At 69.3% G+C, this 16669-nt stretch carries 13 protein-coding genes; 6 read left to right on the forward strand and 7 right to left on the reverse strand.

Features of this window, described 5'->3' with window-relative positions:
* Window positions 1–25 precede the first annotated feature (25 nt).
* A complete protein-coding gene (locus WHX56_RS23395; RefSeq protein ID WP_338879146.1) occupies window positions 26–3295 on the forward strand; it encodes a GLUG motif-containing protein in 3270 nt (1089 codons plus the stop codon).
* Between the two features lie 98 nt (window positions 3296–3393).
* Here WHX56_RS23395 and WHX56_RS23400 read toward each other — a convergent pair whose 3' ends face one another.
* The 6 genes from WHX56_RS23400 to WHX56_RS23425 form a co-directional block, all read right to left on the reverse strand.
* Window positions 3394–4617: a fimbrial protein gene (locus tag WHX56_RS23400; protein ID WP_287751608.1), complete on the reverse strand. Its 1224-nt coding sequence runs from the start codon at window positions 4615–4617 to the stop codon at window positions 3394–3396.
* A gap of 49 nt (window positions 4618–4666) precedes the next feature.
* A complete protein-coding gene (locus tag WHX56_RS23405) occupies window positions 4667–5404 on the reverse strand; it encodes a molecular chaperone (protein ID WP_338879147.1) in 738 nt (245 codons plus the stop codon).
* Window positions 5401–7959, reverse strand: a complete 2559-nt coding sequence (locus tag WHX56_RS23410) for a fimbria/pilus outer membrane usher protein (protein WP_338881826.1) — start codon at window positions 7957–7959, stop codon at window positions 5401–5403. The genes WHX56_RS23405 and WHX56_RS23410 overlap by 4 nt, the downstream gene beginning before the upstream one ends.
* Before the next feature lie 145 nt (window positions 7960–8104).
* Window positions 8105–8845, reverse strand: a complete 741-nt coding sequence (locus WHX56_RS23415; protein WP_129239436.1) for a fimbria/pilus periplasmic chaperone — start codon at window positions 8843–8845, stop codon at window positions 8105–8107.
* Window positions 8846–8863: 18 nt separating this feature from the next.
* Complete coding sequence (locus WHX56_RS23420; RefSeq protein WP_338879148.1) at window positions 8864–9475, reverse strand: fimbrial protein; 612 nt, start codon at window positions 9473–9475, stop codon at window positions 8864–8866.
* Window positions 9476–10358: 883 nt separating this feature from the next.
* The gene (locus WHX56_RS23425) at window positions 10359–11399 is read right to left on the reverse strand and encodes a metal-dependent hydrolase (protein ID WP_338879149.1); all 1041 of its coding nucleotides are present in this window, start codon (window positions 11397–11399) and stop codon (window positions 10359–10361) included.
* 106 nt (window positions 11400–11505) lie between these two features.
* Here WHX56_RS23425 and WHX56_RS23430 point away from each other — a divergent pair, with 106 nt between their 5' ends.
* The 3 genes from WHX56_RS23430 to WHX56_RS23440 all read left to right on the forward strand — a co-directional run bounded on the left by WHX56_RS23430 (window position 11506) and on the right by WHX56_RS23440 (window position 13443).
* A complete protein-coding gene (locus tag WHX56_RS23430; RefSeq protein WP_129239433.1) occupies window positions 11506–12144 on the forward strand; it encodes a DedA family protein in 639 nt (212 codons plus the stop codon).
* A gap of 19 nt (window positions 12145–12163) precedes the next feature.
* Window positions 12164–12691 (forward strand): hypothetical protein, encoded by a 528-nt coding sequence (locus WHX56_RS23435; RefSeq protein WP_422393617.1) that lies wholly within the window; start codon window positions 12164–12166, stop codon window positions 12689–12691.
* A 101-nt stretch (window positions 12692–12792) separates the two neighbouring features.
* Window positions 12793–13443 carry a dUTPase gene (locus WHX56_RS23440; RefSeq protein ID WP_338881827.1) on the forward strand — a complete coding sequence of 217 codons (651 nt, stop codon included), beginning with the start codon at window positions 12793–12795 and terminating at the stop codon, window positions 13441–13443.
* Here the strand turns inward: WHX56_RS23440 and WHX56_RS23445 are convergent.
* Window positions 13440–14402 carry a LysR family transcriptional regulator gene (locus WHX56_RS23445; protein ID WP_129239431.1) on the reverse strand — a complete coding sequence of 321 codons (963 nt, stop codon included), beginning with the start codon at window positions 14400–14402 and terminating at the stop codon, window positions 13440–13442. The genes WHX56_RS23440 and WHX56_RS23445 overlap by 4 nt on opposite strands.
* Before the next feature lie 157 nt (window positions 14403–14559).
* On the opposite strand from WHX56_RS23445, the gene WHX56_RS23450 reads away from it, so the two are divergent.
* Together WHX56_RS23450 and WHX56_RS23455 are read left to right on the forward strand one after the other, a co-directional pair.
* Window positions 14560–15546, forward strand: coding sequence for a tripartite tricarboxylate transporter substrate binding protein (locus tag WHX56_RS23450; RefSeq protein ID WP_129239430.1), 987 nt, complete (start codon window positions 14560–14562; stop codon window positions 15544–15546).
* Complete coding sequence (locus WHX56_RS23455; RefSeq protein ID WP_338879150.1) at window positions 15543–16646, forward strand: maleylacetate reductase; 1104 nt, start codon at window positions 15543–15545, stop codon at window positions 16644–16646. Before WHX56_RS23450 ends, WHX56_RS23455 begins: the two co-directional genes overlap by 4 nt.
* The last annotated feature ends 23 nt before the right edge of the window (window positions 16647–16669 follow it).

A 16669-nucleotide genomic window follows, 5' to 3' on the forward strand; every position in this document is an offset into this window, starting at 1 on the left:
CGTTCTCCAACCCTTAAGGAAAGACATGAACAAGACCCATGCAGTGATATGGAACGCCAGCAAGGCATGCTGGACCGTGGCCAGCGAATGCGCCCGCCGGCGCGGCAAGTCCGGCGTGACGGGCGCGCGCCTGGTCGCCGCGGCGCTGGCCGCGGCGGGCCTGACGGCGTTGGCGCCGTCCGCGCTCGCGGGCCCGACGGGCGGCAAGGTCACCCACGGCAACGCCGCCATCTGGCAAAACGCCACGGACACGATCATCAACCAAAGCTCGTCGAAGGCCGTCATCGATTGGCAGTCCTTCGACGTCAACGGCAATGAACGCGTGACGTTCAACCAGATGAGCGCGAACGACATGACATTGAACTATGTCAGCGGTTTGGGCCCCCAAAGTTCGATCCGCGGCTCCATCAACGCCCTGGGCAAGGTGTTCCTGGTAAATCCGAACGGCATCGTGTTCGGCGCCGGCGCGCAGGTCAACGTAGGCGGCCTGGTCGCGTCCGCCCGGGCCATCGACCCCGTCGCCTTCATGAACAACGCCAACGGCGTGTTCGCGTTCGATGCGGGCGCCCCGTCCAGCGGCCGGGTCGAGAACTACGGCACCATCCGCGCCGCCGCGGGCGGCGAGATCGCGCTGCTGGGCGCGCATGCCGTCAACTACGGCACGCTGCAGGCCGACGGCGGCTCGGTCGCGCTGGGCGGCGGCCAGACGTTCACGCTGCGCATGGGCAATGGGCCGCTCAGCCTGGAAATCAGCGCCCCGTTCGCCTACGCCCTGGCCAGCAACGCCGGCGTGATCCGGGCCAACGGCGGCCAGGTGGCCTTGCAGGCCCGCCGTTCCGCGTCGGCCAGCCCGTATGAAACCGTGGTCAACAACAATGGCGTCATCGAAGCCAAGACGCTGAACAACCGCAGCGGCAGGATCGTGCTCGACGGCGGCGACCGCGGGCTGGTGCAAGTGGCGGGCAGCCTGAACGCCAGCGCCCTGGCCACCTACGGCAACGGCGGCACCGTCGACGTAACGGGCGAACACGTGGCCGTGCGCCTGGCCACCCAGGTCGACACCCGCGCCATCAACGGCAGCACCGGCACGTTCCGCATCCGCAGCACGGCCGTCAATGTCGAAAACACGGCCACGACAGCCCAGCCCACGATCCACGCCGATACGCTGACGCACAATCTCGCCACCACCAACGTCGAGCTGCGCAGCACCGCCGGCGACGTGGTGGTGAACGCGCCGATCGCGTGGGCCAGCGGCAACGCGCTGACCCTGGACGCGCGGCACGGCGGCGCCGGCAAGGTCGCCGTCAACGGCGCGCTGACCGCCACGGGCGGCCAGGCCGCGCTCAATCTGGCCGCCGACGAACGCATCGACATCAACAACAAGATCACGCTCAGCGGCCTTTCCAACCGCCTGTCGCTTGAAACGTCCACGCCGGCCCCCAACGCCGGCCCGCACATGGCGCCCACCGCCAACTACGTGCTGGGCGGCGCGCCCGGCCAGGCCGTGATCACGCTGTCCGGCACCAACGCCGGCTTCGCCTCCAACGGCGTGCAGTACACGGTCATCCAGAACCTGGCGCAGATGCAGGCCGTCAGCAACAACCTCTACGGCTACTACGTGCTGGGCACGGATCTGCGCGGTTCGGGCACGTTCCAGTCCATCGGCAGCCAGAGCGGCGTGTTCAACGGCAGCTTCGAGGGCCTGGGCCACACGCTCAGCAGCTTCAGCGTCAGCGGCAGCGGCGCCAACGCCGGCCTGTTCGCGGCCTCGGCCGGCGTGATCCGCGACCTCAACCTGGACGCCATCGGCGTGAACTCCGGCCAGCCCAACCTGGGGCCCATGTCCATCGGCACCCTGGTCGGCGACAATACCGGCCGCATCGCCAACGTCAAGGTGGCCAACACCACGCTGTACGGCAACGGCTACCGCGCCAACGCCACCGGCGGCCTGGCAGGCACCAACCGGGGCGGCACGATCGACAACTCCAGCTTCTCGGGCCGTGTCTACGGCGGCGCGCAGACCTATGCGCTGGGCGGCCTGGTCGGCATCAATACGAATGGCAACAGCGGCAGCCTAGGCATCATCATGGGCAGCCGCAGCGAAGGCATCGTCAGCGGCTCGCTGCTGCGCCATGACGCCGGCGGGATCGGCGGGCTGGCCGGCGCCAACCTCCGCGGGCAGATCTCGGACTCGCTCACCACGGCCGCCGTCACGGCCAGCAGCGCGTACGTGAACACCGGCGGCGCCGTGGGCCTGAACCAGGACGGCATCATCGAGCGCGTGAGCAGCTCCGGCGCGGTTTCCGGCAACGCCCAAGCCAGCGTCGGCGGGCTGGTCGGCAAGAACCTCGGCGCCAGCGGCGCAATCGCCGGCAGCACGAGCACCGGCCGCGTTTCCAGCGGCGCCGGCAGCAACACGGGCGGGCTGGTCGGCGAGAACACCGGCTCGATCCGCCAGTCCGAAGCCTCCGGCGAAGTCGTCGCGTACAACGGCGCCTCCACCGGCGGCCTGGTCGGCCTGAACAGCACCGGCGGCGCGCTGGCCGACGTGAAGGCCAGCGGCATCGTCCGCGACACGGGCGCGGCATCGAGCATCGGCGGCCTGGTGGGCGCCAACGGCATCGGCGCGTCCATCGACAACGGCGAAGCCAGCGGCGCGCTGGTCAACGCGGCCAATAGCAACGCCAACACCCGCGCCGGCGGCCTGGCGGGCCAGAACAGCGGCACGATCGCGTACAGCACCTCGCGCGTGCTGGATGTCAGGGCCGGCAACAACGCGTCGGTGGGCGGCCTGGTCGGCTTCAACCAGGGCACGATCCTGGCCTCGGGCTCGAGCAGCCGCGCGCAGGGCGGCGCCTACAGCAATGTGGGCGGCATCGCCGGGCAGAACGCGGGCGCCATCAACATCGGCATGGCATGGGGCAGCGTCGCCGGCGGCAGCTACTCGAACCTGGGCGGCATCGCGGGCGTGAACCACTCGAACAGCAGGATCCAGAACTCCACCGCCAGTGGCCCGGTGATCGGCGCGTACAACTGCTCGACCAACGGTAGCTACTGCTATACCGCCACGGGCGCGACGCTGGGCGGCCTGGCCGGCGTCAACTACGGCTGGATCGACAACTCCATCGCCGCCGGCATGATCGACTACCGCAACAACGCCGGCCAAATCTACGGCGGGCTGGTCGGCGTCAATTACGGCGTCATGCAGGGCAACCTCGCGCAAGGCCACGCCACGCAGGTGCCGCCCGCGGGCATCAACTATGGGGTGATGGATCCGCCCTACTACTACTTCTAACAGGAGGAGACCGCAGGGGCGGCTCCCCGCAAGGCCGTGAAAAAGCCCGGCGCCACGAAAGCGGCGCCGGGCTTTTCCGTGTTGCCGATCCGCGCGGATCAGTCGTAGCGCACCTGGAAGCGCACGCTGGAATTCGCCCTTCCGGGCCTGACGCCAGGCGCCACCGGCGTGTCGTGGTCCGTGCGCTGATAATGCGCCTCCAGGTCGAAATTGGCGGTTGCCCCCTGGACGGCAGGCCGGCTAGAAAACGGATAAAAGTTCAGGTCCCCCGCGCCGGCGCCGATGGCCAAAGGCGTCGTCTCGCCCTGCCTGGTCAGCACGATGCCCACGTTGCGGGCATAGCCGAACGCCGAGTCGACGCGCAAGGCCGGCACGCCGGGCACCAGCCCCTGCACCCCGGCGTAGAGCGCCAGCTTGGGCTTGGCGCCCGCCGCGCAGTCGCTGAGCGAGATGGAGAACGGCACGGTGCCGGCGCGCGCCCCCGGACGAGGGAAGTCCCCCACCGCCACCCGGCCCATTGTGACCTCGCGCCCGTACCCCACGTAGCGGGCGTCCACATTGCACACGGCCGTGACGAGAGGCGGCGTCACCCCGCCGATGGTGATCAGTTCTTCGACAGTGAACCATGCTTCGCTATTGCACACCACCGCCGAAAGCTTGCCGGACTCGAGCGAAATATCCGCGCCGGAGGCGGGCTGGGAAGCCATCTGCACCATCTTGATCGTCATCCGCGCGGCGGAAAAGTCGGGATCCGGCCCTGTGACCTGGTAGATTCCCGACGGTATAGTTCCCGTCACGACCAATTCCACTGTGAGGCCGCTGGGAAAGGCATCGAGGGGGTTCTCTTCCCCGCTCCACTCAAGCGCGCGGCTGGCATAGGCCCTGATCTCCCGTTCGAGCTTGAGTGCCCACGACGCCCCGGCCGGCTTGACGCGTAGGCCGACGCCAGGAACATTCGTAGGCACAATGGAAATGCCCGACCACCCCATACCGTTCCAGTGCGCGCCGTGCACCACATGGGAATCGACCTCCAAGTTGCGCGTGTAATTGAATTGCGAAGAGATCGACAACCCGCGCGTGGCCAGCACAGTGCCCACCGGCACGCCGCTGCCGATATTGCCTACCTGCGGCGGGTTCCAGCCGGTGCCCGTGCCCACGCCTTCGGAGAATTTCTGCACTACGCAGTCCTTTGCCGCGCGGCGCGCGGCGGCGGCCTCGCCGCCCGGCACGGCCAGGCAGACCGCCAGGGCCACGCCCGCCAGGGCCTTGCCGCGGGGCCGGCCCAGCGCCGCCCGCGCAACGGACAAACGTAAGTCGAACATGGGTTTTCTCCTAGAGAGCGCGCGGACGTGGGCGTCCGCAAGCGAAGTTTCAAGAACCGGCGGCGGCTTCCGCCCAGGCGCTGCCCGCCGCGGCCAGCCCCAGGTCGTCCACGGCTTCATAGTCCAGCGTGAGTTCCCGCGCGGCGCGCGGCAGCGGCCCGGGCCAGGCAAGGCGCGCCGACCCGTAGGGCGGCACGGTCACGCCTTCCAGGCCCGCATCCCGCGCGCCGCGCACGCGCAGCGTCCTCAGCGTCACGCTGTAGGGCGTCGGGTTTTCCGCCGCCAGCGCCGAACCGGCCGCGTCGTAGGTCCAGCGCAATTCGCCCGGCGCCTTGCGCGGTTCGCCCGCCAGGCCCTTGGGCCGGAACAGCAGCTTCATCGACAGGCTGATCTGTACCTTGAGCCCGTCGCGCGGCTCGCCCGCCGCGGGCACGTCCATGAAGTTGATCCAGAACTGCGACTCGCGGTCCTGGGGCAGCGGCTCGCCGGTATAGCGCAACTGGACCGCCTTGCGTTCGCCGGGGTCCAGCCGGAACAGCGGCGGCATCGGCGTGAAGGGCACCCGCAAGCGGGCGAGGTCGTCCTGGGCCTCGCCCTGGTCCAGCCAGATCTGCACCAGGATGGGCGCGCTGCCGGGATTGCCGACGCGCAGCGTGATGGCCTTTTCCTGCGCCGGATAGATGAAGCGCGTGCCGTCCACGGAAAGATCGGCGCGCGCCCCTCCGGCGCTTGCGGCCAGCGCGGCGAATGCGCATGCCAGCGCAAGCCGGCGGCGCGCGCGGCTCATGGCAACAACCCCGCCACGGGCGAGCCGACGGCCGGAGGCGGCGGTTCGGGCTCGGGTTCGCAGACCGCGTCCAGCATGTCGAAACCGTCCTGCCGCCCCTGGCGCGGCGGCAGGCGATAGCCGACGCGGCAACGCTGCGCGGCGTCCGGCCCCCACTGCACGCGGATTTCGCCCTGGTCATCGCGCACCCGCATGACGATGCGGCTGCCCTGCCCGACGGCGCCCACGGATTCCCCGCTGGCAAGGTCGAAGACCTCGGCGCCGAACGGCAGCACGCCGCCATCGGGCTGCCGCACGCTGACCAGCACCGGCCGGGCGCGGCGGGTGGGATAGTCCAGCAGCACCACGGCGCCGGCGCGCGGCGCCACGCTGCGGGAACTGGCCAGCAATTCCACGTCGTCGGCCATGTCCGCGGGGTCGAGTTCCACGGTGTTCAGGCGGTACGGCGCCAGGTTGGCGGCCAGGCCGTAGCCGCGGCCGTCCACGCGGCTGCCGCGGTCCATGCCGACGCGGGCGTCCTCGGCGTCCGGCGCGCGCACCAGGCCGACGGTCTCGCCCAGCGACGACGACAAGGTCACCCCGCCCGCGTGGGCCAGCACGTTGCCTTGGGCCCGCAGCCCGGCCTGGCGGTAGCCCGCCCCCTGCGACACGCTGGCGCCCACGTTGGCCGCGGAGGCCCTGTAATCCAGGTTGCCGCTGGCGGTGGAGGTATCCGCGCGGCTGCTGCGGGACGCCGACAGCGAATAATTCAGCCTGCCGGTGTCCCCGAGCGCCCCCGAGACCGCCACGGCGGAGTCGGTGCCCGAGAGGTTGCTGTGGCTGGTGTAGCTGCTGAACATCGGCGCGGCCGCCGACGAGCCGCTGCCCAGCGGGATGGACAGATTGAGGGTCACGACGGTGCTGCGGCCGCGGTTCGGCGTGTACAGCCCGCCCGCGGAAAGGGCATGCACGCGCTGCAGGCTCAGCGCATAGGACACCCGGCCCAAACTGCTGCGATAGCCGACGCTGTAGTTGAGCGCGCTGCCCGGGCGGTTCCAGTACTGCAGCGCCGAGCCATTCAGGTACATCGAGCCATTTCCGCCCAGATCCTGGTTGATGTAGGTATCGAGCCGGTTGCGCAGCCTGCCCAGGTCCCCGTAGCCGCCGACGTGCGGGGCGTCGCGCAGCGCGATGGCCTCGTTCAGCCCCACGAACCCGCTGGTCGAATAGCGGTACGCGAGCAGCGAGAAATTGGTGCCGGAATTGGGCAGGTTCTTGCTGTAGGAGACGCGGTAGCTGGAGCCGGACGTCCGCCCCCCCGGCAGGTGGGCGCGGGCGACCGTGGCGTCGCCCGAGAACGCCCCGAGCCGCGTGTTCAATGCGGCGCCGGCCAACACCGAACTGTAGTAGTCGCTGAAGGCCAGGCCGCCATAGCCGGTAATCAGGTCGCTCAGCCCCGTGCGCACCACGCCTTCGAACACGCGTTGGCCGCTGCTGCGGTAACCCGACGCCATGGCCTGCCCCACCGAGACGGAATAGCGCGTCTCTCCGGGACGCAGCAGATCCACGGCGGTGGCGAACGGCACGATGAAGCTCCAGGCCTGGCCGTCGGCTTCGGTGACGCGCACCGTGAGGTCCCCGCCGTAGCTGGCCGCGCCCAGGTCCTCGATCGCGAACGGGCCGGGCGCCACCGTCGTTTCGTAGACGAGGAACCCGCGCTGGTAGACGCTGACCGCGGCATTGCTCCGGGCCGTCCCGCGGATCGTGGGAACGTAGCCGCGGCGGTCGTCGGGCAGCATGCGCTCGTCGCTGCTGAGCCTCACGCCGCGAAACGAGACCGCGTCGAAATAGCGCCCGTCCGTCGAGGTTTCCCCCAGCAGAAGCTGCGAGCGCCAGGCGGGCAGGTCCGTGACGGCGTACAACTGGCCCCGCTGGTAGGTGGTGCCTGTGCGGGACGACCAGCTTGCGTAGCCGTCGTGCCGCAGGCGCCAGGCGCCGGCGTTCAGCACCCCGCTCAGGCTCAGGTAGCCCCGGCTGCGGCGCTGCCCGTTCGTTTCCTGCGTGTAGAGGTTGGTCGTGTAGCCCAGACGCGCCGCCGTAATGCCGCGGTCCCAATAGGCCGGGTCCACATAGGTGCCGGCATTGCCCGAGTCGAGGTAATACGCAGGCACGGTCAGGGACAGGGTCTGCTCGGCCATGTCGAACTTCACCTGCGCGCCGGGCACGTAGCTGGCGAGGCCGTCGCAGACCGGCACGTCGCCCAGTGTCCGCTCGCTGCGCTCCGCGGCATTGCGGCCGATCTTGTCCATGTCGATGCCAACGCTGCGCAGCAATTCGGCCGTATAACAGGGCTGCGCCCCTTCCGGCCCGGAACCGCGGAAATCCATGGCCAGCGCGCCGCGCCATCGTCCGTTCACATGCACGTCGACGCGGTACTGGCCGGGCGACACAATGTTGGGGCGTTCGAAACGGGACAGGTCTATCTGTTCGTCGCCGACTCCGCGAACCAGCATCTTCACGTCAAAACGCACGGAGTCCTGCTGTTCGCCGCCGGCCCCGGCCGTCGCCATCAGCACCAGCAAGAGGATGCCCGGCGCCCAGGCGCCCCCCCGCCGCCTTTGCGCGCACGGGTGCCCAGGACGCGCGCCTGCCCGCGTCGATAAACACATCGTTTCGAATTCCGGATGAAAAGAATGAATAAAAGGCCCGGCCCGCGGGCCGTCACGGCGCCATCAGTTGGCTGTCGAAGGCCTGCGTGCCGCCGAAATCGTTGATGACAGTGAAATGCACCGCGGCCTGGTCCGTGGCCGCCTGCGTCCCCGCGGGAAGGTTGAAGCGTTCCCTGCCGTAAGGCGGCACCATGCCGCTGCCCACACTGGCGCGGCGGCCGCCCTTGGCCGCCACGTCCACCGACAGCAGCGACACGTAATAAGGTGTCGGGTTGTGCACCTCGACCGATCCGCCGCCGGCGACGGGCGACCACCGCAGGCTGGGCGGCGCATCCTCCACGCGGCCAGGCAGGCCCGAAGGGCGGAAGAACAGCTTGATCCTGGTGCGGAATTTCAGGCCGACGACGTTTTCCTTGCCGCTGCTGGGCGGCGTTTCCAGCGCATTGAAATAAAAGACGGACTCCCGGTCGGACGGCAGGGGGTGGCGGGTGTAGAACAGCCGCAGCACCCCGCTGGATGCCGGCTCGATCCGGGTCACCGCCGGCGACACCAGGAACGGCACGACCAGCGTGTCGGGCGAGGCGTTCGGCCTGCCGTCGTCCAGCCAGGACTGCACCAGCAGCGGTTCGGCGCCGGTGTTGCGGACCCGGATGGAGACATCCTTGGCATCGCCCGGAAACACGATGCGCGTGCCTTCCAGGACCAGGGCCGCCCGCGCCACGCCGGCGCCGGCGGCCCATGCCACGACGCCCATGGCCAGCAAACGAATAACGGTACGCACCATGGGCGTCATGCCATCGGCTCCTGTTGATTACTGGTAAGCCACGATGAAGCCGATATCGGAACCCGCGCTGCCGGAAGTGACGGCCGTGGCCGCCGGCACCGTCTTGATGTAGGCGGCCATGAAGTCCAGACTGCCGCCAGTGGTGGGAGTCGCCGCGGCGGGATCCCATGTGACCGTCTGCACTTCGGCCGGAGCCTGGGCCTGGCCCAGGGTGACCTTGCTGGTCTTGCCGTTGCCGGCGTTCCAGATGCCGATTTCGAGGCCGGTCGCCGGCAGCGTGGTGTTGATCCTCAGGTTGCCGGAGAGCGTGTTGATCTGCGTGGCGACCTGGTCGAACGAAATGGCGGCCGTGCCGCCTCCGGAGCAGTCGCTCAGCACGATGCTGAAGGGCTGTTCGCTGGCGGGGAGCCTGGCGCCCTGGGCCAAGGGAAGGAAGAGGGCCGGGGCGTGCGTGCCGAGCGGCACATCCTTGATGTTGCCGAGGCCGGCATCCTGGCCGTTGACCTTGCACGTTATGGCCGAGACCTTGCCCGTGAAGCGGATCTGGCCGTCGAACGCCTGGGCATGGGAAACGGCGGGCGCCAAGGCGGCAAACAACGCACCGGAGGAAATGAGGGATGCGAGGAGACTGCGTTTCATATTGCGATTCCTGAGTTGGAGTTGATCGGGCCCGGCTTGCCGATGCAGGCCTGACCGCAAGTCCGCGGCACGCTGGCGGAAGGTCCGGACTGCCGAGTGCCGCAGCCCTGGAATACGCCCACGGCATGCGCGCCCTGTGCGTATTCCAGCGGTATGGACACTGTAGGGATCAACTTCTCTCAGGTATTTAGGAACGCAACTAAATCACGTTAGTAGTAGTTCGACATTTAATAAATATTTGTAAATTCTGGGGTTTTTTGGGGGTGTTGGAGGGGGAGTGTCTGACACCCGTGATGCGGTGCTTCAAGCTTGAAGCGCCTTGCCGTAGGGGTGTCAGACACCTGCATGGGGTAAGTGTCTGACACCCGTACGAGACGGCAGCACGGGGGGAAGAGGTGTGGCCGGGTGTCTGACACGGGGGGAAGGAGGTGGGTGTCGCGAGGGGTGTCTGACACCCGTGATGCAGTGCTTCAAGCTTGGAGCGCCTTGCCGTAGGGGTGTCAGACACCTGCATGGGGTAAGTGTCTGACACCCGTACGAGACGGCGGCACGGGGGGAAGAGGTGTGGCCGGGTGTCTGACACGGGGGAAGGAGGTGGGTGCCGCGGGGGGTGTCTGACACCCGTGGTGCGCTGCTTCAAGCTTGAAGCGCCTTGCCGTAGGGGTGTCAGACACCTGCATATGCGGAGGGCAAGTGTCTGACACCCCTACGAGACGGCGGCACGGGGGGAAGAGGTGTGGCCGGGTGTCTGACACGGGGGAAGGAGGTGGGTGCCGCGGGGGTGTCTGACACCCGTGACGCGCTGCTTCAAGCTTGAAGCCCCTTGCCCTAGGGTGTCAGACACCTGCATCTAGACACCTGCATCTCACACCCGCATCCCGGGCTATCGCAAGGACAATTCCGACCACTGCGCCAGCGGCAGCGGCGGCTGTTCGTGCAGGATGCGGGCCAGGACCCGCTTCAGTTCGGGCCATCCGCCGCGCTCGCTCGGCCAGCTCGACGGCGTCACCGGGGTCCAGGTTCCGTCGGCGGCGCGCTCGGCCATCTTGAAGCGGAAGGTGTAGTGCCCCGCCAGCCCCATCCGCAGGTCCGTCACCACCAGGGCGTCGCCGATGGCGTCGTAGCGCAGCCAGTCGTCCGTGAACCAGCGCAGCCGTTCGTGCAGCGGCACGCCGGCCAGCGCCCGGCCCAGGTCCAGGTGCAGCGGCTGGCGCAGCCATTCCGGGGGGGCCCTGTCGAACGGGCTGCTGACCGATTCGTAATAGTCGCCGTCCGCCGTCTTGGCGATGACGCGCCAGACCAGCGTATTGAAGGGCATGGAGACGGCCCGCAGTTCGGTGACCGCGATGCCCTGCGCCTGCATCGCGTCGCGCACCCGGTGCTCGGCGGCCACGCGCCCGGCCAGGCCGAAGCCCAGGTAGGCCGTGCTGAAGACCAGCGCCGCGGCCAGCAGGCGGCGCGCGGTGTGGGTCATCCCGAAAGCGGTGGCGAACAGCATTCCCGCCAGCAGCGGCACGGTATAGACCGGGTCGATGATGAAGATGGCCGACCAGCTTTCCGGAATGCGCGCCAGCGGCCAGAAGAGCTGCGTCCCGTAGACGGTGAAGGCGTCCAGCACCGGATGGGTCACCAGCACCAGCCACAGGGTCAGGAACAGCCGGCGCCCGCCGTAGGACGCCTGCGGCCAGTATTTGCGGATCAGCCACGCCAGCAAGGCGGCCAGGCCGGTCAGGACGAAGACCGAATGCGAGAACCCCCGGTGGTAGGTCATGAGCGACACCGGATCCGGATAGCTCATCAGCACGTCCAGGTCCGGCACCGTGGCCAGCGCCGCGCCGTAGATCAGCGCCCGCCGTCCCTGGAAGCGCCCCATCAGGGCGCCCTGTATCCCCGCGCCCAGCACCGCTTGCGTAACCGAATCCATAATTCCCCGACGATAAGCTTCAACCGGACGGACTACGCCCCGCGCGGCCGTCCATGCAGGCGTTAAGATACCTGATTGCATTCAGCTAATTTTCAAGTTTCCGCTTATGGACCTATACGTCGACAAGATAGCCTTGTTCATCGAGACCAACCAGGCGTGGGCGGGGCCGATCACCTTCCTGCTGACCCTGGGCGAATCCATGGTGCTGCTGGGCCTGTTCATCCCGGCCACCGCCCTGATGCTGCTGACCGGCGGCCTGATCGGCGCCGGCACGCTGAGCCCGTGGGGCGTCGTCGCCTGGGGCATCGCCGGCGCGATCGTCGGCGACGCCCTGTCCTATTGGCTGGGCCGCTGGGCCGGGCCGGGCGTGCTGCGCCGCTGGCCGCTGAAGCAGCAGCGCACCGGCGTGGCGCGCGCCCGGCTGTTCTTCCACCGCTACGGTTTCGCTTCCGTGCTGATCGGCCGCTTCCTGGGCCCCATCCGTTCCACCATTCCCACCGTCGCCGGGGTCATGGGCATGGCGCACGCCCGCTTCCAGTTGGCCAACGTCACGTCGGCCGTCCTGTGGCTGCCCCTGATGCTGGCGCCGGGATACCTCACCGCGCGCAGCCTGGGCGCGGCGGACAACGCGCAGCAGATCGCCATGATGATCGGCGCGGGGCTCTCGGTGCTGCTAGGATGCGGTTTGCTGCTAGCCATGCTGCGCAAGCGCCGCGTGCCGGCGCGGCAACGCCGCGGCAACTGAACCGGAGAAGGAAATGGCCATGGATGCCGAGCCGAAGGACGGCGATTTCGCGCGCTATATCGAAAACCTGACGCGCGCCGGCGGCGCGACGCCCGGCAGGGTCCCGCCCAAGCGCGAGGCCGCCCGGCGCGTGCCCGAGCCCGTCCCCGCGCCGTCCGCGCCGCCCGAACCGCTGTCCACCGCCCCCTGGGGCAAATCCGCGCCGCCGCCCCTGCCCTCGCGATCCGGCGCCGCCGCGCCTCCTCCCGCCGCCGGCCACGAGGACCCCGCCGCGGTGCCGCTGGCGCGGCGCGCGCGGCAGCGCAAGATCGGCATCATCCTGACGGTCGCCGGCGTGCTGGCCGGCTGGGCCGCGGCGCGCATCGTCTTCGAAGTCCTGCGCAGCCCGCGGTTCGACCTGGACGAACTGATGCCCGCCATCTTCCTGGTGTTCTTCGCGGTCATGCTGTTCAAGGCGGCCGGCAGCGCGCGCAATCCGCGCAAGACGCCGCTGGAAAAACTGCCGCCGCTCAAGCCCTCGTCCTACCGCAAGGACGGCGGCGCCTGACGCCGCGGGCGGGCGGCGCGCAAAGGCAATGGTGCTAACATTTCCGCCGCAGCCGCAAAGGCCCCACGAACCCCGGAGTGAAAGTGAATAACGTTGTCGGATTGAACCAGGCCCAGGCGGCCACGATGCTCAAGTTGCAGGACCACTTGAACACCATGATCAATCCGGACTGGGTGAACGGCGGGGCCCGCTTCCTGCGCGCCGCCTTCGTCGAATCCGCCGAGGCGCTGGAGCACTACGGCTGGAAGTGGTGGAAGAAGCAGACCATCGACCTGCCCCAGGTCCAGATGGAACTGGTGGACATCCTGCATTTCTACCTGTCGCACACGATCGTCGAGGCCGGCGGCGCCATCGGCGGCGCGGCCGACGCGCTGGTCGCCGACCTGGCGGGCCCCGCTTCCGTCTCGCTGGACGGCAAGGCCTACGCGCTGGACGCGCTGAACGTGCCCGAACTGCTGGAATTGATCGGCGGCCTGGCGGTATGCGGACGCGCCAGCTTCAAGGTGCTGGAACAAACCATGGCGGCGTGCGAAATGAGCTGGAACGACGCCTATACCCAGTACGTGTCCAAGAACGTGCTGAACATCTTCCGCCAGCGGCACGGCTACAAGGAAGGCACCTACGTCAAAATCTGGAACGGCGAGGAAGACAACGTCGTGCTGGCCCGGCTGATGTCGCAGCAGGATCCCGCCAGCGCGGACTTCGCCGACGCGCTGCATCGCGAACTGGAACAGGCCTACTCCCGCCTCTAGGCCCCGCGCGCGGCGGGCGCGGCAGCCGGCGGGCACGCCGAATCGATGGCCACGTCCCAGACCGACGGCGAACCCACCTGCCGCCGCAACTGCTCGGTGAAGGCGCGTATCCGGGCGTTGGCGCGCGGCATGGCCCGCAGCAGGTAGATGCCGCTGTCGGGCGGCGGGCTGGCATCCTGCAGCGCAAGCTGCACCAGGCGGCCGGCGCCGATGTCCGGCCCCGCCGACCAATTGGGCATGAGCGCGATGCCCAGCCCTTCCAGCGCCGCCTGGCGCCGCGCATCGCAGTCATCGCACTCCAGCACGAACCTGGCGTCCTGCGCCCACTGGCCGTCGCCCAGTTCGCGCCAGCCCCGCACGCTGGTGCTGTGGCGCCGGTCGATCAGGCGGTGGCGCGACAGGTCCGCCAGCGTCCGCGGCACGCCGTGGCGCTCCAGATACGACGGCGCGGCGCAGATCAGGTAACGGTGGCTGCCGATGCGCTGGCCGATCAGGCTGCTGTCGGGCTGCTGCCCCACGCGCACCACGACGTCCATGCGCTCGACCACCGGGTCCACCACTCGCTCGGTCAGTTCCAGTTCCACCCGCAGTTGCGGGTGGCGTTCGCCCAACTGTTGCAGGATGGGCACCACGTAGCGGCGCGCGAAGGCGGGCAGGCAGCTCACGCGCAGCAGGCCCTGCACGGTCTGCTCCAGCGAAATGACCTCCGAGCGCGCCTCCGTCATGTCGTGCAGGATCTTCACGGCCCGTTCGTACAGCACCTCTCCGGCCTCGGTGGGCACCAGGGCGCGGGTCGAACGCACGAACAGCGGCACCTGCAGTTCGGATTCCAGGGCCCCGATCTGCCGCGCCACGGACGAGGCCACCATTCCGCGGCGGCGGGCCACCTCGGAAAAGCTCTGCGCGCGGGCGACGTCCACGAAGATGGACAGGTTTTCGGCAAATTTGACGGCTTTCATTTGTGCGTACTACGCAAAAGGGTTTGGCGTTCGGCGCCTGCTTTCCTGCGGGCGTTGGCACTTACGATAGCGTGCATGGCTGCACCTTGGCAATTTTCACAAAGATCGCCCAGTCCTGGCAGCCGCGATAACGACGACAACACGCCCAGGAGACTTCATGCCCCGATTCACCGACATTCGCCGCAAGCCCCTCGCCCTGCTGGCGGGCGCCGCCCTGGCGGCCTCCGCCTGGACCGCCGGCCCGGCCGCGGCGCAGTCCTATCCCAGCAAACCCGTCACCGTGGTGGTGCCGTTCGCCGCGGGAGGCACAGTGGACAACGTGGCCCGCCAGGTGCAGCAATCGCTGCAGGAGAAGCTGGGCCAGCCGGTGGTCATCGACAACCGCGGCGGCGCCGGCGGCACCATCGGCACGGCGCTGGTGGCCAAGGCGCCGGCCGACGGCTACACGGTGGAGATGGTGTTCGATTCCTACGCCACCGAACAGCTCATCCATCCCAAGCTGTCCTACGTCACCGAGCGCGACCTCACCGGCGTCTCCTACATGGTGCGTTCGCCCATGGTGCTGGCGGTGACGGGCAGCGGCCCCTACCAGACGCTGGCCGACTACGTCGCGGCCGCGAAGAAAGGCGATGTATCGTTCGCCTCGGTGGGCGCCGGCAGTTCCAATCACCTGGCGGCCGAACTGTTCCACCAGCAGGCGGGCACCAGCGGCATCCATACGCCGTACCGCGGCGGCGGCCCGGCCCTGTCCGACCTGATGGGCGGCCACGTGGATTCCATCATCGCCAGCCTGCCGCTGGTGCTGCCCCACATCCAGAGCGGCAAGCTGCGCGCGCTGGCGGTCACCGCGCCCAAGCGCGTGGCGGCCCTGCCCGACGTGCCCGCCATCGCCGAAACCTACCCGGGCTTCGAGATCTATTCCTGGGTAGGCATGGTGGCGCCGGCCCAGACGCCCCCCGCTGTCCTGGACAAGCTGGAGACGGCCACGATCGCCACGCTGCGCGATCCGGCCGTGGAGGGCCGCATCACGGCGGCCGGCTTCGAAGTGGTCGCCGGCGGACGCGCGGACATGGACGCGCTGGTGCGCGCCGAATCCGAACGCTGGGGCCAGCTCATCAAGACCCGGGGAATCGTGACGCAATGACCGGCCTGCCCTATCCGAACGCCGTGCCTCCCTTCGTCTACGCCAGCCGCGCGCAGCGCGTGGTCTTCGGCCCCGGCAGCCTGCGCGGCCTGGCGGCCGAGCTGGACGCGCTGGGCCTGAAGCGCGCGCTGGTGCTGTGCACGCCGCAGCAGCGCGCCCAGGCGGAACAGGCCGCCGCGCTGCTGGGCGCCCCCCGGGTGGCCGGCATTTTCGACCAGGCCGTGATGCACGTGCCCATCGAGACCGCCCGCCAGGCCCGGCAGGCCGCCAGCGAACTCGGCGCGGACTGCGCCGTGGCCGTGGGCGGCGGCTCCACCATCGGCCTGGGCAAGGCCATCGCACTCGATTCCGGCCTGCCCATCATCGCGGTGCCCACCACCTACGCGGGTTCCGAGATGACGCCGATCTACGGCATCACCGAGGCGGGCCTCAAGAAGACGGGCAAGGACGACCGGGTGCTGCCGCGCAGCGTGGTCTACGACCCGGAACTGAGCCTGGCCCTGCCGGCGGCCATGAGCGTGACCAGCGGCATCAACGCCATCGCCCACGCCGCCGAGGGGCTGTACGCGCGCGACGGCAATCCGGTCATGGATCTGATGGCCCAGGAAGGCATCCGGGCGCTGGCGCGCGCCCTGCCCGTCATCGCGGGCGGCGCCGACGGCGACGCGCTGCGGTCGGCGCGGGGCGACGCGCTCTACGGCGCCTGGCTCTGCGGCACGGTGCTGGGCAGCGTCGGCATGGCCCTGCACCACAAGCTCTGCCACACGCTGGGCGGCAGCTTCAACCTGCCGCACGCCGAAGTGCATACCGTGGTGCTGCCGCAAGCCCTGGCCTACAACGCGCCCGCCGCGCCGCGGGCGATGGAGCGCATCGCCGCGGCGCTGGGCGCGGCAGACGCCCCCCAAGGCGTGTTCGACCTCGCCAAATCGCTGGGCGCGCCCACCGCCCTGCGCGAGATCGGCATGCGGGAGGAAGACCTGGACCGGGCCTGCGACATCGCCTTGCAGACGCCCTACCCCAACCCCCGCCCGCTGGAACGCGCGGCGTTGCGGGCGCTATTGCAGGACGCCTACGAGGGCGCGCGGCCCGGCCGCGCCTGAGCCGGCCGCGCCTAAGCCGGCCG

The sequence above is a fragment of the Achromobacter veterisilvae genome, assembly GCF_037619525.1.
Taxonomy (GTDB): Bacteria; Pseudomonadota; Gammaproteobacteria; order Burkholderiales; family Burkholderiaceae_B; genus Achromobacter; species Achromobacter veterisilvae.